This window comes from Halobacillus sp. H74 (genome assembly GCF_052246715.1).
Taxonomy (GTDB): Bacteria; Bacillota; Bacilli; order Bacillales; family Halobacillaceae; genus Halobacillus; species Halobacillus litoralis_A.
Map to the genome: position 1 here is coordinate 407,092 of NZ_JBQQCI010000001.1, position 20,581 is coordinate 427,672.

Genomic DNA, 20,581 nt, shown 5'->3' on the forward strand with positions numbered 1-20,581 from the left:
TTCATTATTTAACTGTTGCTACCGGTTTGTTACGTTCATCAAATGCGGTCATTTCCGCATCGAACTTCTCTAAACCATCATCTTTCAACCTTTGGATGCGTTTCTCCATCGCCAAGTAATCTCTAGGGATCACTTTGACAAACTTAGAAACATAGGTCTCCCAGTCCGCTAAAATCCGCTCGCCCAGCACGCTATTCGTATAAGCGACATGCTTTTTGATCATGTTATATAGCTTTTCGATTTCCTGATGATCTTCTAATTGATGGAGATGAACAAGCTCTTTGTTACATTTCGTTTCAAATGGCCTTTCCGTCTCGTCAAGGACATAAGCGATGCCTCCGGACATTCCCGCTGCAAAGTTACGGCCAGTTCCACCAAGAACGACTACTCTACCACCTGTCATATATTCACATCCATGATCACCGACACCTTCGACGACCACTTCTGCTCCACTATTCCTTACACAGAAACGTTCACCAGCCAAGCCATTGATATAAGCTTCTCCGTCAGATGCTCCGTAGAAAGCAACGTTACCGATAATGGTATTCTCTTCGGGCGCAAAGGTTGACTTAGGTGAAGGATGGACGATGACTTTACCACCTGATAATCCTTTACCGACGTAATCATTTGCATCTCCTACAAGTCTCAAGGACACCCCTTTGGGTATGAAAGCACCGAAACTTTGACCAGCTGAACCTTTAAATGTCAGTTTCACTGTATCTTCTGGAAGCCCTTCAGCCCCGTATCGGCGAGTGATTTCACTGCCTAGAATCGTTCCGGTCACCCGGTGGATGTTACGGATTGAACCTGTGCTTTCAATCGGTTCTCCATTTTCAATAGCTTTCTTGCACAATGGGATCAATTCTTCGACATCCAACGTCTTATCCAGACCATGGTCCTGCTTAATTGTGGCAAAACGCCCGTAGTTATCCGGTACATCCGGCTGGTAAAGAAGTGCGGATAGGTCGACGCCTTTGGCTTTCCAGTGATCGACGGCTTGGTTTGTTTCTAATACATCCGTCCGTCCAATCATTTCATTGATAGAGCGGAAGCCAAGCTCTGCCATCAATTCACGTGCTTCTTGAGCGATAAAACGCATGAAATTTTCCAGGTGATCTGCTTCACCAGTGAACTTCTTACGCAATTCGGGATCCTGGGTCGCCACTCCGACCGGGCATGTGTTCAAGTGACAGACACGCATCATGACACACCCAAGGACGACAAGCGGTGCCGTGGAAAAGCCATACTCTTCGGCTCCTAGCAACGATGCAACTACAACATCGCGTCCTGTCATCATTTTTCCGTCTGTTTCTACAACGATACGGTCACGCAAACGGTCGAGGACGAGCGTCTGGTGGGTTTCTGCTAATCCGATTTCCCATGGCAGACCGGTATGTTTGATACTCGTTCTTGGTGCAGCTCCAGTTCCTCCATCATATCCACTGATAAGGACGAGATCTGCACGTCCTTTCGCAACGCCGGCTGCAATTGTTCCAACACCGACAGCTGAAACGAGTTTCACACTGACCCGGGCTTTTGGATTAGCATTTTTCAAGTTATAAATCAGTTCTGCCAAGTCTTCGATTGAATAAATATCGTGATGTGGTGGCGGCGAAATCAATTCAACACCAGGAGTAGAACCACGCACTTCAGCAATCCACGGATATACTTTCTTGCCGGGCAAGTGTCCGCCTTCTCCAGGCTTCGCACCTTGAGCGACTTTAATTTGAATTTCGTCTGCATTCACTAAATAATGACTATTTACGCCGAAACGCCCTGACGCGACCTGTTTAATTGCACTGCGCTTCATATCACCGTTTTCCTCAGGAGTAAAGCGGCTCGGGTTCTCCCCGCCTTCCCCGGAGTTGCTTCGACCACCAAGTCTGTTCATGGCGACGGCTAGGGCCTCATGGGCTTCTTCACTGATAGATCCATAAGACATGGCCCCTGTTTTGAACCTCTTACAAATATCTTCCACCGATTCCACTTCTTCCACTGGAATCGAAGGTCGCTTCTTGAATGATAAAAGGCCTCGAAGGGATTGCAGGTTGTTATTTTCATCTGTCAGCATCTGTGAATACTGCTTGAATAAATCATAGTCATTCGCACGGCAGGCGTGTTGCAATGTTGCAATCGTCTGCGGGTTGTATTGATGATCCTCCCCATTTTCACGATATTGGAAATCGTCCCCTGCTTCGAGTGTATTTTGTGAACCGCGCTGCTCATCGAATGCTGTTTCATGACGCATCAATGCCTCTTTTTCTATAATATCTAAACCGATACCACCGAGACGTGAAGCTGTTCGAGTGAAATAAAGGTCGATGACATCTTTATGGATACCGACGGCTTCGAAAATCTGAGCTCCCCGGTAACTCTGAATCGTCGAGATTCCCATTTTTGACAGCACTTTGATTATTCCATCTGTAGCAGATTTCACATAAGTCTCTACGGCTTGTTCATGAGAATCGACTTCTATCAGTCCACGCTCATCCAAGTCTTTTAACGACTCATAAGCGAGATAAGGGTTGATTCCCTCTGCTCCATAGCCCAGAAGGGTTGCAAAATGATGAACTTCACGCGCCTCTCCTGATTCAATAAGAATACTGACTTTCGTGCGTGTTCCTTTTCGAATCAAATGATGGTGGAGCCCTGATACGGCAAGTAATGAAGGGATAGCCGTATAATCTCTACCGACTCCACGGTCAGAGAGCACGAGCAAGGTCGTCCCATCCTCAATCGCTTGATCGGCTTGTTCGAACAAACGATCGATAGCAGGTTTCAGCTTGTTTGCTTTCGCTTCAAACAATATGGACAAGGTCTGCGCTTTGAAACCTTCCACATTCTGCTGGCGCAATTGTTCAAGCTGACGATTCGTCAGTACAGGAGATTTTATACGGATTTGACGACAGCTCTCCGGCTGCGGATCGACTAGATTCCCTTCTGCACCGATCGTCGTTTCCACCATCGTAATCAACTTCTCCCGAATGGCATCGATCGGCGGATTGGTCACTTGGGCGAACAATTGCTTGAAGTAGCTGTAAAGCAATTGTGGCTTCTTCGACAAGACCGCTAACGGGGAGTCGTAACCCATGGAGCCTACAGGGTCCTTTTTATCAGTCACCATAGGCATAAGAATTTTGTTCAATTCTTCTGTGGTATAGCCGAAAGCCAATTGCTGCTGGATGAGTCCTTCTACCGGAGGATGCTCAGAAATCGGCTCCGGAAGGTCTTCCAAGTCGAATTTATTATTTTCAATCCATTCCTTATATGGGTGTTCGCGAGCCGTCTGCAGTTTGATCTCTTCATCAGGAATGATTTTACCTTCTTCAAGATCCACCAGCAGCATTTTGCCTGGGTGCAAACGATCCTTGTACAAAATATCATCAGCGAATATATCCAGGGCTCCCACTTCTGAACCGAGGACAATCATCCCGCCTTTTGTCACATAATAGCGAGCTGGACGCAGACCATTACGGTCAAGGCAGGCACCAATCTGTTTTCCATTTGTATAAGCAAGCGCAGCCGGACCATCCCAAGGTTCCATTAAGCAGCTGTGATATTCGTAAAAACTCTTCTTGTCTTCCTGAATCGTATCATCGTTCGACCATGGTTCAGGGACCATCATCATCGCTGTATGTGCTAATGAACGACCTGACAAATACAAGAACTCAAACGCGTTGTCAAACATGGAGGAGTCACTGCCTTGAGAATCAATGACCGGCAAAATCTTCTCCAAATCTTCTTCACTGAAGTACTCGGAGTTACAGAGCTGTTGTCTGGCTCTCATCCAGTTGACATTACCTCTCAACGTATTGAATTCCCCATTATGGATTGTCATTCGATTCGGGTGTGAACGTTTCCAGCTCGGGAAGGTGTTTGTACTAAAACGGGAATGCACTAAAGCGAGGGCCGTTTTGAAATCCGGATGGTTCAGGTCAATGTAGAACGAATCCAATTGTTCCGGAATCAACATTCCTTTGTAAACAATCGTGTTCGTTGAAAGACTACTGATATAGAAGTCATCATATCCATCCATTGCGGCAATCTCGATTTCTGCACGTTTACGTATGATATATAAACGACGTTCCAAATCCATTTGGTTCTTTATATTTTCAGAAGGTGCTACGAACGCCTGGCGGATAAATGGTTTCGTCTTTTTCGCATCTTTACCGACGAACGAATCATTGACAGGTACCGTCCGCCATCCAAGGAATTTCTGCCCTTCCTCTTCAACAAGACGTTCGAAGATTCTCTTACATTCCATCCTGGTGTCATGATCTTCCGGTAAGAAAATCATCCCGATACCATAACCACCAGCCTCAGGAAGGTATATATCTTCTTTTTCACATTGGTTTTCAAAAAAGTTATGAGGGATCTGAGTTAATATTCCAGCCCCATCCCCTGTATTTACGTCAGCAGATTGTCCACCCCGATGCTCTAAATTACAGAGTATGGTGATGGCATTTTCAACAATACTATGGCTCTTTGTTCCATCAATATTGGCAATCACTCCGATTCCACAAGCCTCATGCTCATTCTCCGGATGATATAAACCTTGTGGAACAGGATATCCGTGTTTTTGCATATTCATTCCCCCTAGCGGACTTATTCTTGTAGGTTACAGGCAAAAATTAAAAAATTCTGTCTTTTTAGTTTCTTACTAGTATAGCATGAAAAATGGCAGGATTCACGCCTTCATACCAGCTGACAATTGAATTTTCACAGAAGTGAAACAATTAGCAGAACTCACAAATCCATTCATCCAAACGATGTAAGCGCAACCATGAAAATTCTAAAATTCAGCAAATTTTTTTCAATTCTTTCATTACCCCCCCCCACCTTTGTTCCATTAATTTGAAATTTCTGCATATAAAATGACCCGGTTGTATGAACATGCATTTCTTAATGGAAGGAGGATTTTGACAATCAAGTTGAGAATACATCCACCAGGAGGAGGAAAAACATATGATGAACAAATCGATCAGAGACCATGGGGTGACTATCGGATTCATGCCCACAGGAAAAAACAATAACCTAACAGACGTACAAGGAGTGAAAGTCGGACATCACACATTAAGTGAAGGAAGCCAACAAACAGGTGTGACCGCCATCCTTCCTCATGGGGGGAATCATTTCAGAGAAAAATTAATCGCCTCCTCCCATATCATCAATGGGTTCGGAAAAACGACAGGAACCATTCAACTGAATGAGCTTGGCACATTAGAAACGCCGATTGTTTTGACAAATACTTTCGGAGTAGGAGCAGCCTTTGATGCCATTATTGATTATACTTTGAAAAATAACCCTGAAATTGGCAGGGAAACAGGAACAGTCAACCCTGTCATCGGTGAATGCAATGATATGTGGCTCAATGATATTAGGGAACGCTCCGTACAAAAAGAGCATATTACCGAAGCTCTGGACAATGCTGCTGTAGATTTTGAGGAGGGCTGTGTAGGAGCGGGGACAGGTATGCTCTGCTATTCTATGAAAGGCGGAATTGGATCTGCTTCACGTATCGTCGAATTAGCTGCCGGAGATTTTACGATCGGTGTCCTTACCCTTACGAACTTCGGGAAGTTAAGTGACTTGTTGATTGATGGCAATCCGATTGGTCAACAATTGAAAGAAAAGATCTTATCAAAAGAAGATGAAAAGGACCGTGGATCTGTAATGGTGATCATAGCCACTGACCTCCCCGTTTCAGAACGTCAGCTGAACCGTATCCTCAAGCGCTCGGTCACTGGACTTTCCCGAACCGGGTCCATCATAGGAAACGGAAGTGGGGAAGTTGTCATCGGCTTTTCGACCGCCAATGAAATTCCTCATGAAAAGTCTGATACACCATTAACACTAAGAATGATCCACGAAGAAGACATGGATGAAGCGTTTCGGGCTGTCGGAGAAGCTGCTGAAGAGGCCGTTCTGGAGTCCCTGGTCAAAGCCACGCCTATTATAGGAAGAGATGGTCATGAACGTCCGACACTGACAGATTTACTGGAAACTCATAATCTTTCCTTATAAGCCTGATCGGATTCTCGAAGTATTAATAAACCTTACTTTACTATTAGAATTTAAAAGAGGGTGGGACAAATACAATTTTTTCGCTAGAAAACCCGAACGAAATTCGTTCGGGTTTTCCTTATGAATCCATTCATGCATTTGCCGCTCCCTTTTCCATAACACTCAGTTTCGAGGCTTTGGTAAGCGGTGATGCTCAAAACTACCTTTGTTCATATGGGTTTTATGCGGAGAATGCTATTACCCGAGCGCTAAAGTATGGTTTATCCACCTCATAAAGGGCAGGTTCTCCCTCAAGTGATTACAAGAGAATCACATATCACAAAGGTCGTCAGGATAGAGCGAGCCCCGCGAGAGAAGGGGTTAGGCTGCCTTTGTTTTTTCGTTGGCGTGACGGCGGTGATAGATGACATTGATTTCAGCACCTACCATAAGAATAATGCCAGTTAAAAAGAACCATAGCATCAGGATGATGACACCACCAAGACTTCCGTAAGTAGCGGAGTAACTACCGAAGTTACTTACATAGAAAGAAAAGGCTAAAGAAATCAACTGCCAAAGCACAGCTGTAATGATTGCTCCGGGCAGGATATGCTTGAAGGGGATATTTTTATTAGGAGCAAAGTGATATAGAGCCATTAAGACGAGCCCGATCACTGCCACACTGATACCCCACCGCAGGATTTGAAATAAAATCGCTGTCTGTTCCGGTAAATTGATCATATCGATCAGCACTTGACCAAACACTGGCAAGACGAGTGCTACAACGATGGCGATGATCATCCCAAGGGTTAACACGATGGAAAGCAGACGCACTTTGATGAATGATCGTGTTTCTTCCACATTGTAAGCTTCATTAGCTGACTGAATGAAGGCGTTGATCCCATTGGAAGCAGACCATAATGTCCCCAAAATACCCAGGGTCAATAATCCGCCATTCGGTTGTTCAACTACACCGACGATATTCTCTCGGAATACTTCTGCGGTATCACTAGGGATCACATTGCCCATCGCTTGAATAGCTGTCTCAGCATCAATGTTCAAATATGGGAGAATGGATAATAGCAAAATCAACATCGGCACGATTGAAAGCAAATAATAATAAGCCTGCGCAGCGCCAAGTAATGGTACATTGTCTTTTTGGAATTCTGCGACCAGCTCTTTGATACTACTCACAATTTTCTTCATCACTGGATTACCTCCTCAACCTTCGTCTACATGTCTATCCCCTTTTTTTATGAGTTTTAATCTATGGATATAAGGAATCAGCACATAGACACTAGGAAAGAAGAGGTTCACCGACGCTCACTTTTCTCTTTGAGGAAGATGGTATCTGCAATGCTTCTCTGTATTTTGCCACAGTTCTTCTTGAGACTCTGAGGGCATGCTGGAGGCTTAATTCATTTGCAAGCTTTTGATCAGAGAGGGGGAGGGATGGATTTTCCCTGTTGATCAGTTGTTGAAGGAGTTGTTTTACTTGCTGCGAAGAAACTTCTTCTCCATGCTTTGATTGGTAGCCTGTAAGAAAGAAGCTTTTCAGTTCGTGGTTTCCATCCGGAGTCCGGATCACTTTGCACGATACCGCTCGGCTGACTGTCGATTCATGCAGGCCCAATGTGTCAGCAACCTTCTTTAAAGTGAGGGGTTTTAAGGACCCTCCTTTCAAAAAAGCTTTTTGATGCTTTATGATCACTTCAGCGACCCGCATGATGGTCTCTCTTCTTTGGTCAATGCTCTGCATCAGCCAACGGGCCCGTTTATAACAATCATCGAGATAATCATAAGCATCCTGTGATTTTTGGTACATGCCCATCAACTGCTCGTCCCACCGGATCTGCTTTGTGATGGAGTATGGATCTCTCAGTAGGAATCCACTTGCTCCTTTTTCAAGTATTAAGTCTGGAAGAGAAGGTGTAGATGCGGACGTCGCCCGTTCAATAACCGGCCGGGGCTGAAGAGTCTTGATCAATTGGAGGGCTTCTCCTACTTGCCTTTCACTTACTCCTGTTTTTTCAGCTATGGGACGCAACTCCTGCTCTCCTAAAAGGTTCAGATGATCCTTGACCAACGCATACAAGAAGGCTGAGTCTGGGTACTTTTTTTCTATTTGCAGCAGAAGATACTCTTGAAAGTTGTAACAACCGACGCCGTAAGGATCAAAGTTGATAAGAAGATGACGTGCTTCTTCAACGATTTCAACTCCTATTCCCAGTTCCTCCGTGATCTCCTCTGCAGACATGGTTAAAAAACCGTTCTCGCCTAAGTTTCCAATCAAGTAAATAACAATGTGTTTCATAGATTCATTTTCTTGAAGCCAACCCGCTTGCTCAATCAGGTCTTCTCTCCAATCGCATCTCTGTTGGGCGATTTGATCAATAGGATCATGATAGGCAAACTCTTTTTGATGAAAGGTAGAGCCATAAGAGGGAGGAGCCTCGATTCTCAAAATTGGATTCTCCTCTATTTCCTTTCGCACATGCTCCCACAATTCAGTGGCGTTAAATTGAAGCATTGTAATCGCTTGACGCATTTCTGTCGTCATGACCAACCCTGTTGTTTGTTTATTTGCCAGTTCCAGCTTCATGTTCACACCTCTATTTGGTAACGCTTTCATATAAATTTAAATGAATTTACTAATTCCTATGATGCCGTATTCAACGAATAAATTCAAATATCGATCGGAGGAATTCATTGGAAAGAATGGAGTTGGGCTATTAAGATTGGAAAGCATAATAGGGTTCTAAGGAAACAACTCGTCCAGCTCCAACGCCCCAGAGAGTCTAGCCGTTTCCTTAAGCCATCCTCACGTTTATGACAATACTCACACAAGCAGGGACCAGGATGGTGGGCGACTTAAAAACATTATAGAGGTCACGGAGATGGGATATCATTTCTTAGTGGAGAAAGCATTAAAACTGAAGAAAAAATATATTGATGTAGACCACATGGTGTTGAATCTTGAATAAGTTTTTTTTAGATATCTGAAGCTATGGTGTCCTTTTGACCGATTATTTACTAGTTTCCTAACTCAAAAAAGGTGCCAGCAATATATTGCTGGCACCTTTTTGTTCCACGTGAAACATTTATAATACATATGTGGCAAGAGTCTGTTGAACTTCTTCAATTGGACTATCTTTTTTGAATAGTTTACCAATTGGTTCATTGGATCCTGATAACCAGATTTTCAATTCTGAATCCATATCAAAACTGCCTGCTGTTTCTACACTGAAATGAGTGATGCTTTTATAAGGGATGGAATGATATTCGACCTTTTTACCTGTCATCCCTTGTTTATCCACCAGCACTAATCGCTTGTCTGTGAAAACGAAAGAGTCTCTCAATACTTTATACCCGCTTTGAATCTGTTCATTTTCAATCAACACTTCTTCCAATTCTCTTTCTAGCTTTTCAATATCTACTTCACTTGCGTTTCCCATTAATCCATCTAAAAATCCCATGCTCGATTCCTCCTATTGCATTAAACGTAATAGCATACCTTCGCAAGGGGCCAATTCTATTGCCAGTACATTGTTCTTGGCATTGAATATTCTTCTCTTATTCTCTAAATGCTGCCATTTCCCTTTTTGGATCGGCAGGTTGACTTCTTTCTTTTTACGGAGATTTCTATTGAATAAATAGATTAACTGTTCATCAGAGGCTTCACTCCCGAAATGATCGACTTCATCTCTTATCCAACGTTCAAATCCGAACACGTCGTCATCGTAGGCGAAAGACTTCCAATTCCCTGTTCGAAGGGCCTGGTGTTCTTTACGCCATTGGCCGATTTGGCGATACCACTTCAAAAGTTCTTGATCTTCCTTGTCCCACGGGTATGGCTTGCGGTTATCAGGGTCTGCCCCTCCTGATAATCCTGCTTCATCGCCATAGTAGAGGGAGGGGATTCCCGGGAAGGTATAAATCCACAAACTCAAGGCTTTGATTTGTCTGATTATAAGATCTTCTTTTTCATCTTCTGCCAAATCATCTGGAAGGAAATCATCCAGCATGGTTTTGATCCTTTCCACATCATGGCTGGATAGCATGTTCATCACTGCATAAAAGTACTGCTTCGGGTAATGTTCACCTAGGGTCATCAGACGACGATGGACGGTTGGAGCATCCATTTCCCCTTTTATGAACTCCAGCAAAATCCTACGCATCGGGTAGTTCATGACAGAGTCCAACACACCGCCTAAAAAGTAATCCCGCCGCTTGCCGTAGGCTGTTTTATTAGAGGCATCCTCCCAAACTTCGCCTAACAGGACGCTGGACTCGTCCTTACTCTTCAGCTGGCGGTATAGCTGGCTGATCAAGTCATCTGTCAATTCATCGGCTACATCTAACCTCCAGTGTTTCATGCCGGAGTTTTGCCAGGTTTTGATGACACTGTCTTCTGCATGGACCAGAAAGTTTCGATAGTCTTCGTTTTCCTTTTTCAATGTCGGTAATGTACCAACGCCCCACCATGCGTCATAATCATCGGGATATTGGTGGAATGTGTACCAACTGTAATAGGAAGAATTCTTAGATTGATAGGCACCGAGCGAATCGTATTTTCCTTCTCTATTGAAATAAATGCTGTTGCTTCCAGTGTGACTGAACACTCCATCAAGCATGATTTCCATCCCTCTTTTACGTGCCGCCTCAATCAGGCTCTCCAAGTCCGCTTTCGTTCCGAGAAGGGGATCGATTTTGTGATAATCACCAGTATCATATCTGTGATTACTCTCCGCCTCAAAGATCGGATTCAAATAGATGACGGTGACACCTAATGACTCAATGTGGTCCAGTTTTTCTTCGATCCCTTTCAAGTTGCCTCCGAAAAAGTCCCATCGTATGACTTCTCCACGCTCATTCCTTATATACACAGGTTCGTTTTCCCAATGGGCATGGATGAGGCTGGTCTCTGGGGCTTTCTCCGGTTCAATATCGCCTGCCGCATAAAATCGATCAGGGAAAATTTGATACATGGTTGCATTTTTCCACCAATCAGGTGTTTGGTAGGCGGGATCATATACCGTGATCTGCCATGAAGGAGGGATGTGATCATAAACCTTTCCTTCTCCGCTTTCAAAGCTCTTTTCCCGTCCGTAAAACAGTGTGCGGTCTTCGAGAATGACCTCGAAAAAATACCAAATCAACTGCGGGGTCTCCGGCATTACGACCGTCGTTTCATAAGATGTGCGTTGATGCTCTTCACTGCAAACGTCCATCTCTTTCGTCTTTTCATCATCCGTACGATCCAATATATAGTGAAGGATGACATGTGATACATGATAACGATTGTGTACATCAATTGTAAGCGTAACAGCAGAACCTCTCGGCGCAGCACCGAAAGGCTCTCGATATGAAGATTCAAAACTATTGTGATACATTTCCATTTGTCTCACTGAACCGTCCCTCCTAAAAAAACTCACTTCAACGTAGTAACCCGTTGAATGTCCCAAATATCGCGGGCATATTCCTGGATGGTACGATCACTTGAGAAGACCCCGGATTGGGCAATGTTCACTAAACTTTTCAGATTCCATTGACGCTTCCTCTGATAGTCCTGGCTTACTTTTTGTTGAGCAAGCAGGTAGCTTGCAAAGTCCTTCAACACGAAATACTCATCATTATACGTCAATAAAGCATCATAGATTTCTTGGAACTCCGTCTCCCCTTTGGAGAATGGACTATAATGAATCAGCTGATCAAGAGTATGACGTACACGTTGATCATTTTCATAGACTGCTTTAGATGAATAAGAGCCATTTCGGTAATAATCCCACACCTCGTCGGACCTTAAACCGAAAATGTAGAGGTTGTCATCCCCTACCAGCTCGTGAATTTCTACATTGGCTCCATCCATCGTGCCGAGAGTTAAAGCTCCATTCATCATGAACTTCATGTTTCCGGTGCCTGACGCTTCTTTCGTGGCCATTGATATTTGTTCACTTACATTACTCGCAGGAATGATGCGTTCCGCTATCGATACAGAGTAATTAGGTAAGAACACTACTTTTATATATTCATTCACATCAGGGTCATGATTGATCACATCTGCGATTCGGTTGATCAGTTGAATCACTTTTTTCGCGAAATGATAACTCGGAGCCGCTTTCGCTCCAAAGAAAAATGTCCGCGGCACGATATCCAGTGTTGGATCCGATTTCAATTCATTGTATAAATGCATAATATGAAGAGCATTAAGCAACTGGCGTTTATACCCATGGAGTCGCTTGATATGGACGTCAAAAATAGATTCAGGATCGACTGCAATTCCCTGGGTCTCTTGCACCCAATTAGATAAATCTACTTTATTCTTTTGTTTAATATCATGGAGTCGATCAAGAAAAGGCAGGTCATCTTTTCGGTTAAGCAATTTCGTTAACTGACCCGGCTGCCTGATCCAATCTTCACCAATCGCTTCTGTAATAGCAGAAGTCAACGGGCGGTTCGCATGCATCAACCAGCGGCGATGAGTGATGCCATTCGTCTTATTGTTGAACCGGTCAGGAAATGTATCATAAAAACGTTTCATTTCTCTTTTCTTAAGTATTTCAGTATGAAGCTTTGCTACACCGTTGATGCTATGGCTGCCTACAATTGAGAGGTGGGCCATCTTCACCTGCCCATCTGCTACGATGGCAAGATCTGCGATACGGTCGAAGTCTCCTGGATATGTGCGCCATAATGCCTGACAAAAGCGTTCATTGATCTCATCGATAATCATGAAAATTCTTGGCAGCAATGAGCGCACAAGCCCTACAGGCCAGGACTCCAATGCTTCACTCAATGTCGTATGATTCGTGTAGGAGACTGAATTCTGCGTGATTTCCCACGCTTCTTCCCATCCTACCCCTTTCTCATCCATTAAAATTCTCATCAATTCAGGTATGACAAGGGCCGGATGTGTATCATTGATATGAAGTGCTGCTTTCTCAGGGAATGATGACCAGGGCAGACCCAGCGTCTCAAAGGATTGCACAATCGATTGCACACCAGCTGATACTAAGAAATACTCCTGCTTCAAGCGGAGCTCCTTCCCTTCGGCTGTGGAATCATCAGGATATAAAAACTCTGAGATCGCTTCTAAAGAACGTTTGTGTTGAAGGAAGTGTCCAAATTCCCCTTCCTTTTCCGCTTTAGCTACCGTGTTTTCAATCGTCGGTTCAGCTGACCATAACCGAAGCGTATTGACTGTCTCATTATGGTAACCTACCACAGGGACATCATAAGGAATAGCGTTGATGGGCTCATAATCCTCGTATTTGAAGTGGAGTTTTCCATTTTCATCTTTCGTAGATGAGACGTGACCGCCAAAGCGGACTTCAATCGCCTCTTCCGGACGGCGGACTTCCCAGATAAACTCTTTAGAGAGCCAGTAGTCAGGAAGCTCCACCTGTTTTCCATCAATGAAATGTTGATCGAACATCCCATATTTATACCGGAGTCCATACCCATGTCCAGCTAAATTCAAGGAAGCCAATGAATCGAGAAAACATGCAGCTAATCGGCCTAACCCACCATTACCAAGTCCAGGGTCGCTCTCTTTCTCTTCTAATTCTGAAAGGGACAAGCCAAGATCATCGAGGCCATCTTCAACAAGAGACAAAACATTCATGTTCAATAAATTATTGCCGAGCAGGCGACCCATCAAAAATTCCATCGAGAAATAGTACACTTGCTTATTTTTGTTCTCCCGGTATCCTTGATCGGTTTTCAACCAATTTTTGTTGATTTTCTCCCGTATTAACCCGCCTAAAGCTCGATACGTATCGAAATCAGACGCTGTCGTTACGGTTTTCCCCAACTTTTCTTCTAACTGCGATTTAAACTCTGACTTGAATTCCTCTTTGTCACTGAACATCACCATTAAGGTTCCTCCTGTCACCTCTGCTAACGGAACATAGATTGATATAAATCCATGTACTGATCAGCCGAGTTCTCCCATGTGAACTTACTCTTGCAAATATTTTTCACCAGTTTTTGCCATGTAGCAGGTCCCTGATAGGTTTCAATAGCTCGACGAATGGTGTACAGCATGTCATGGGCGTTGTAATGGGTGAACGAAAATCCGTTCCCTTCTTCCGTCTCTGTATTATATGGCTGTATCGTATCCACAAGTCCCCCTGTTTCCCTGACGATCGGTGCAGCCAAATACCGCAATGCAATCAACTGACCGATACCACATGGTTCAAAACGGGAGGGCATGAGAAAGAAATCGCTAGCCGCATAAATCTGTCGGGAAAAAGGTTCTGAGAAGCGGATATTCGTAGACATTTTCTCTGGATGTCTGTCCTGGGCCCATTGAAGCATCTGTTCATATTGATATTCCCCTGTACCAAGCAAGACGATTTGGACATCTTCATGGTACAGCAGCTCATCAATTATTCGTCCAATCAAATCGAACCCTTTTTGCTCCACCAGTCTGGAAACGATGCCAATCACCGGCACATCTTTCCTAACCGGCAAACCTACCTCTGCCTGCAGCCACATTTTATTTTGGGCTTTTTTGATCAAAGAACTGCGAAATGGGAATGCGAGAGCATCGTCTTTCATAGGGTTGTAGTTTTGATCATCAATGCCGTTTACAATTCCGATTAATTCATCTGTTCTTTTTCTTAATACTCCGTCTAGGTTTTCCCCATAATAAGGAGTTTGAATCTCTTTTGCGTAGGTTTCACTAACCGTTGTGACAAAATCCGCATAATTCAAGGCGGCTTTCATGAAGTTAATGTCACCAAAAAATTCAAAGGCATCGTCTCTCATCATGCTTTCATCATAATCCATCAAATCGTGTAAAACAGACTGAGCAAATACACCTTGATACTTCAAATTATGGATGGTGAAAACGGTTTTCATACCTTGAAGTTTTTCAACCTCTTTATAATGGGTATGTAGAAACACCGGAATCAAGCCTGTTTGCCAGTCGTGACAATGAAGAATGTCTGGTGTCCATTCCATCGAAGTGATCCATTCCATCACGGCCCGGTTGAAAAAAACGAAACGTTCTGCTTCATCGTCATACCCATATAAGTTGGAACGTTTGAAGTAATACTCATTATCTATGAAATACACAGGGATACCTTCGTATTCTATATATTCAATACCCGCATATTGGTTACGCCATCCAAGCGTGATGTTGAGCTCATCTACATGGGTCAGCTGTTCTTTCCAGACATCACTCATATTTTCATATTTCGGAAGGATGACACGTACATCATTTCCCTGTTTCTTCAATGCTTGGGGCAGAGAACCTAATACATCAGCAAGCCCGCCGGTTTTTATAAAAGGTGCACATTCAGAACCAATCATCAATACATTCATGTCCATCCACTCCTTAGTTATTGTCCATCATCATCCTGTGACGGATGATTACATGAAAGGGACTGCCAGAGGGTTGAAATCTAGACAGTCCCTTTTATTGGTGTGTTACATTGTTCTTCTTTTTGCTACGACATAAGGCTTCTCAGGAGCACCGATCAACGTTTTACCATTTGAAATGTTACAATCTTTATCCAAGATCACATTTTCCAGGACTGCGTCCCCTTCTATTTCACAGCGCTGCATGATGATTGAATTCTTGATGACTGCTCCTTCAGCTACTTTGACGCCCCTGAAGAGGATACTATCTTCTACATGTCCTTCTATTACGCAGCCATTCGCTACCATCGTGTTCCTCACACTCGATGTTTCGGTATAGTTTGAAGGCGCTTCATTCTTAATTTTGGTGAATACTGGTGCTTCATCTTTGAACAGATTGTCATGCTCAGTCGCATCCAATAATTTGGAGCTGTTCCGGTAATAGCTCTCAATCGAATTAATCAATGCGTGTGTACCGGTATATTCATAAGCATGAATATTGATCTCCGGCAATTTTGCTTTGATTCCATCCAAAAAGAAGTGGGAGCATCCATGTGCAATGCACTTTTCGATCAACTCGTACATATAATCTTTTTCAATGATATACATATCCATATAGACATTCGTGCTGCTGTGGTCATTATGGATGGCAGTCACGCGGTTATTTTCGTCGATGTCCAGCTTATGTGCCCGCTGGTGCTCTGGATACAGTTCATCCACTTTACTATATATGACCGTCACATCTGCATCAGCTTTTTTATGTTCCTGAAGTACATCCTGGAAATTGATATTGCAAATATTTTGAGACCCCGACACCACCAGGTAATCCGCGAGGGTGCGGTTGATAAAGTCTATGTTGTTGTGGAAATGTTGTAAATCCCCTTTAGAGATGTCTGTAGGATCATTCCAATCGGGTGGTAAAATGAACAACCCGCCGCGTTTGCGATCAAGATCCCATGCCTTGCCCTGTTCAAGATGATCCATAAGTGAACGATATTTCCTCCGGGCAAAAACGGCAACGGATTCAATTCGTGAATTAGTCATATTCGAAATGGTGAAATCGATCATCCGATACCGGCCTGCAAAAGGAACAGCAGCCCCGCAACGGAAGTAGGTCAATTCATCCATCATATCTTGTTCGTGATCCAAATTAATGATTCCAGCTATACGATCCATAAAATCCTCCCTTTATCAGTTGGTAGCAAAACTAGTAGCAAGCACACTTCCTTCGTCCGCTACAAGTGTGATTTCACTGTCTGGAGATGGGTCACCAATGACTGCTCCATCCTCGATCACACTTCCTTTAGCGACGATCGCCCGGTGAATCTTCACGTTCTTGCCGATTTTCACGCCAGGCATAATGACAGAATCCTTCACCACTGACGATTCACCAACGTGAACGTCGTAAAAGATGATTGAGGTGTCCACCGTGCCATATATGCGGCAGCCTTCATTGATCAGTGCGTTCTTCACCGTCGCCGCAGGTGCAATATATTGCGGAGGCTGGTTAGGGTTTTTCGAATAAATGCGCCACCTTTGATCATTCAAGTTCAGCTCTGGATTTTTCTTCAACAAATCCATATTCGCTCCCCACAAACTCTCGACCGTGCCAACATCTTTCCAATATCCTTCGAATGTATAGGCCATCATCTTTTTATAATCGTAAAGAAGAGCAGGGATGATATCTTTCCCGAAATCATGAGAAGAATTTTCTTTTTCCGCATCCTCGATCAAATATTGCTTGAGGACGTCCCAACGGAAAATGTAAACACCCATTGACGCGAGATTACTCTTCGGATATTCAGGTTTCTCGTCAAACTCTGTAATTCTACCTTCTTCATCTGTGTTCATGATGCCAAACCGGTTCGCATCTTCCCACGGAACTTCAATGACAGAGATTGTGGCATCTGCCCCTGTTTCCTTATGGTGATTGAGCATGGCATTGTAATCCATTTTGTAAATATGGTCCCCTGATAAGATAAGCACGTGTTCTGGCTCATATTGATTCAGGAATTTCAAATTCCGGTGGATGGCATTGGCTGTACCTGTGTACCAGCCTCCCCCTTCTGCCTGCATGAATGGCGGCAACACTGAAACTCCTCCGTGCTTGCGATCCAGGTCCCATGTATCCCCGATTCCGATATAATCATTCAGAATGAGAGGCTCATATTGAGTCAGTACACCGACCGTGTCGATGCCTGAATTCGTACAATTACTTAACGGAAAATCGATGATCCGGTATTTCCCGCCAAAATAAACAGCTGGTTTTGCAATTTGTTTGGTCAGTGACTTCAGTCTGGTTCCTTGACCACCAGCCAGAAGCATCGCTACGCATTCTTTATTTTTCATGATTTTCCTCCTTGGATACTGAAGTTCTTTTCAAGAAGCTCACACCGAGCGGGGGAATCGTCATGGTTATGTGGTGATCTTGTCCTTGCCATGGAGAGGCTGCTGCTTCCAAAGGCAAACCGTTCATCTGCCCTGAACCTCCGAAATGTTCCGCATCACTCGAGAAAATTTCCTTGTATGAGCCGTGTTTCGGGACTCCAACTTTGTAATCGTGGTAAACTTCCGGCGTGAAGTTACAAACGACTATAAGCTGATCATTTGAAGTGCGGCTGTTGCGAGCAAAGGAAATAATGCTTTGATCGTAGTTATGAGGGTCGATCCACATGAATCCTTCTTCCTTATGATCGAGCTCCCATAAAGCCGGCATATCTCTATACAATTGATGCAATTGTTTCGTGTAATCCAATATGGAGGCGTGGGAATCATAATCCATCAGCTCCCAATCCAAATCCTCTAAATCTTTCCACTCATCGAATTGGCCGAATTCACCTCCCATGAACATGAGTTTCTTCCCGGGATGGGCATACATATATGCCAGAAATGCTCGTAAGTTAGCAAACTTCTGCCAATAATCTCCCGGCATTTTATTCAATAACGATTTCTTACCATGAACGACTTCATCATGGGAAATCGGTAATACAAAGTTCTCTGAAAAAGCATAAAAAAGTGAAAAGGTAATTAAATTGTGATGGTGTTTGCGGTGGATGGGATCCATTTCCATGTATTTCAGCATGTCATTCATCCATCCCATATTCCATTTATAATTGAATCCGAGACCACCGATGTATGTCGGCGAACTGACAAGCGGCCAGGAAGTCGACTCTTCTGCCATCATCAGGACATCTGGGGATTCGTCGAAAACCGCTTCATTCATTTTCTTAATAAATGAAACAGCTTCAAGATTCTCCCGTCCGCCGTATTCATTCAGTTCCCATTCCCCATCGTTTTTGCCGAAGTCCAAATACAGCATGCTGGCGACTGCGTCCACCCGCAATCCATCCAGATGGTATTCATTTAACCAATAGATGGCGTTGGAGATAAGAAAACTTTGGACTTCCTCCCTTGCAAAATCGAATGTGAGGGTGCCCCATTGTGTCTTTTCCGCTTTACTGGGATTCTCATATTCATAGAGGGCTTCTCCGTCAAAACGTCTCAAACCGTGCTCATCTTTACAAAAATGGCCGGGCACCCAATCCAATATGACACCGATCCCATGTTTGTGACACTGGTCGACAAAGTATTTAAAATCGTCAGGAGTGCCATAACGGGAGGTAACGGAATAGTAACCTGTGGCCTGATACCCCCACGAACGGTCGAACGGGTGCTCCGTCAAAGGCAGAAGTTCAATATGGGTATAGCCCAGGTCTTTGACATAAGGAATGACCATCTCTGCATATTCGCGATAGTTATAATAAACTTCGGGCTCTATGTATTTCCAAGAGCCTAAATGAAGTTCATAGATGGACATCGGTGATTCATAAGGATTTCTGGCTTTTCTATCCTTCATCCACTCTTCATCTTTCCACTCATAGTCATCTAATGGATAGACCACAGATGCGGTGTCCGGCCGAAGCTCACTTGAAAAAGCGTAAGGATCTGACTTCAGACGAAGGTGGCCGTGGGAAGTTAAAATTTCATACTTGTACATCGTCCCTTTCTCCAACCCTGGAATGAAAGCCATCCAAATCCCGTTCTCATTAATTCTCTCCATCGGGTTCTCTCTGCCGTCCCATTCATTGAACATGCCCACTACGCTTACCTGCTCAGCGTTTGGAGCCCATACGGCGAACCGGATGCCTTGTACGCCATCCCTTGTTTCAGAATGAGCACCAAGAAGTCGATAACTATATCGGAGGTTCCCTTCATGAAACAAGTAGATATCATGCTCTAATGTTGTATTTTGAACCACACCAACACTCCTCTTCCCTTTAAATTTGTTCAATTTGAAAGACTCACGCGCATATAAAGTGTAAGAACGTTTTCTTTCGCCTATATTCATCATAAAATCACAGCAGAGCTTTTACAATTAAAATTGTTAGAAATTTTCTGAAAGTTTTGTCGTATTTTATCGAATTTTTATACATATTGATTATTTAGACTTATTGTTATATAAATGTTTATAAGTAAGCGCTTGCATAAATATGTGTTCCCCGTTATTTATATAGAAAAACCACTCATTTCTAATTCCTATCTGAAAAAGCGAGGATTTTCACTGAAAAGATGAAAAATTTCACACGATCCTTTTCTTTTTTCTGATCCCAGACCCCTTCATTCTTAAAGAGTGTTGATCCTTCTTTAATAGAAGACATCCTTCTTCACTTCAGTTCCTCCTACAATTGGAAAACTATTCATCTGTTAAAATCCTTGAAAATAGTTTCGAGAAAAATATTTAGTGGTATAGCCTAGGAACGACTTAATAAAGAGGTGAACACTCATGTCATTAGCAGGAATAAGTTTACTTATTATCGCAATTGCCTTTGCCTTCATCAGCATCTATGTCGTCAAAACCTTGAAAGCTGCCTCAAGTACGATGACGAGCGTATCGAACACATTAGAAAAAGTAGAAGGCCAGATGCAGGGCATCACCACAGAATCAGAAAGTTTACTCAAGAAATCAAACAACATAGCAGCAGATATCGAAACCAAAACGCAAACACTCGATGGATTGATTGAAACACTGAATAATGTCGGCTCCACCGTCGGTAACGTCAACCATTCGTTACAGGGTGTGTCTGAAAGTGTCGCCCACGCTTCCCACGAGAAGGATGAAAATGTCGCGAAAGCCATGCGCTGGGGCGATGCTGCGATTGAATTATATTTGAAATGGAAAAGAAAGAAGTAAATTAGGAAAGTGGGGTTTTAC

General features: G+C 43.6%; 12 protein-coding genes. 2 read left to right on the plus strand and 10 right to left on the minus strand.

The window, feature by feature from the left end:
• Window positions 1-4: 4 nt before the first annotated feature.
• Complete coding sequence (gltB, locus tag ACTWPX_RS01970) at window positions 5-4,585, minus strand: glutamate synthase large subunit (RefSeq protein ID WP_443118288.1); 4,581 nt, start codon at window positions 4,583-4,585, stop codon at window positions 5-7.
• 380 nt (window positions 4,586-4,965) lie between these two features.
• Here gltB and ACTWPX_RS01975 point away from each other — a divergent pair, with 380 nt between their 5' ends.
• Window positions 4,966-6,024: a DmpA family aminopeptidase gene (locus ACTWPX_RS01975; RefSeq protein WP_443118289.1), complete on the plus strand. Its 1,059-nt coding sequence runs from the start codon at window positions 4,966-4,968 to the stop codon at window positions 6,022-6,024.
• Window positions 6,025-6,384: 360 nt separating this feature from the next.
• Here ACTWPX_RS01975 and ACTWPX_RS01980 read toward each other — a convergent pair whose 3' ends face one another.
• From ACTWPX_RS01980 to glgB, 9 genes are all read right to left on the minus strand, one after another.
• Window positions 6,385-7,209: a YihY/virulence factor BrkB family protein gene (locus ACTWPX_RS01980; protein WP_443118490.1), complete on the minus strand. Its 825-nt coding sequence runs from the start codon at window positions 7,207-7,209 to the stop codon at window positions 6,385-6,387.
• Between the two features lie 91 nt (window positions 7,210-7,300).
• The gene (rpoN, locus tag ACTWPX_RS01985; RefSeq protein WP_443118290.1) at window positions 7,301-8,605 is read right to left on the minus strand and encodes an RNA polymerase factor sigma-54; all 1,305 of its coding nucleotides are present in this window, start codon (window positions 8,603-8,605) and stop codon (window positions 7,301-7,303) included.
• Between the two features lie 499 nt (window positions 8,606-9,104).
• Window positions 9,105-9,479, minus strand: coding sequence for a PH domain-containing protein (locus ACTWPX_RS01990; RefSeq protein ID WP_128525309.1), 375 nt, complete (start codon window positions 9,477-9,479; stop codon window positions 9,105-9,107).
• A 12-nt stretch (window positions 9,480-9,491) separates the two neighbouring features.
• Window positions 9,492-11,402 (minus strand): glycoside hydrolase family 13 protein, encoded by a 1,911-nt coding sequence (locus tag ACTWPX_RS01995; protein ID WP_443118491.1) that lies wholly within the window; start codon window positions 11,400-11,402, stop codon window positions 9,492-9,494.
• A gap of 32 nt (window positions 11,403-11,434) precedes the next feature.
• On the minus strand, window positions 11,435-13,873 hold the full coding sequence (locus ACTWPX_RS02000) for a glycogen/starch/alpha-glucan phosphorylase (RefSeq protein WP_443118492.1): 2,439 nt from the start codon (window positions 13,871-13,873) through the stop codon (window positions 11,435-11,437).
• Window positions 13,874-13,902: 29 nt separating this feature from the next.
• Window positions 13,903-15,333 (minus strand): glycogen synthase GlgA, encoded by a 1,431-nt coding sequence (gene glgA / locus ACTWPX_RS02005; protein WP_443118291.1) that lies wholly within the window; start codon window positions 15,331-15,333, stop codon window positions 13,903-13,905.
• 105 nt (window positions 15,334-15,438) lie between these two features.
• The gene (gene glgD, locus ACTWPX_RS02010) at window positions 15,439-16,545 is read right to left on the minus strand and encodes a glucose-1-phosphate adenylyltransferase subunit GlgD (RefSeq protein WP_128525306.1); all 1,107 of its coding nucleotides are present in this window, start codon (window positions 16,543-16,545) and stop codon (window positions 15,439-15,441) included.
• Window positions 16,546-16,560: 15 nt separating this feature from the next.
• Entirely contained in the window at window positions 16,561-17,718 is a 1,158-nt protein-coding gene (locus tag ACTWPX_RS02015) for a glucose-1-phosphate adenylyltransferase (RefSeq protein ID WP_443118292.1), read from the minus strand.
• Window positions 17,708-19,627 carry a 1,4-alpha-glucan branching protein GlgB gene (gene glgB / locus ACTWPX_RS02020; RefSeq protein WP_443118293.1) on the minus strand — a complete coding sequence of 640 codons (1,920 nt, stop codon included), beginning with the start codon at window positions 19,625-19,627 and terminating at the stop codon, window positions 17,708-17,710. The genes ACTWPX_RS02015 and glgB overlap by 11 nt, the downstream gene beginning before the upstream one ends.
• 525 nt (window positions 19,628-20,152) lie before the next feature.
• On the opposite strand from glgB, the gene ACTWPX_RS02025 reads away from it, so the two are divergent.
• The gene (locus tag ACTWPX_RS02025) at window positions 20,153-20,560 is read left to right on the plus strand and encodes a DUF948 domain-containing protein (protein ID WP_443118294.1); all 408 of its coding nucleotides are present in this window, start codon (window positions 20,153-20,155) and stop codon (window positions 20,558-20,560) included.
• Window positions 20,561-20,581 lie beyond the last annotated feature (21 nt).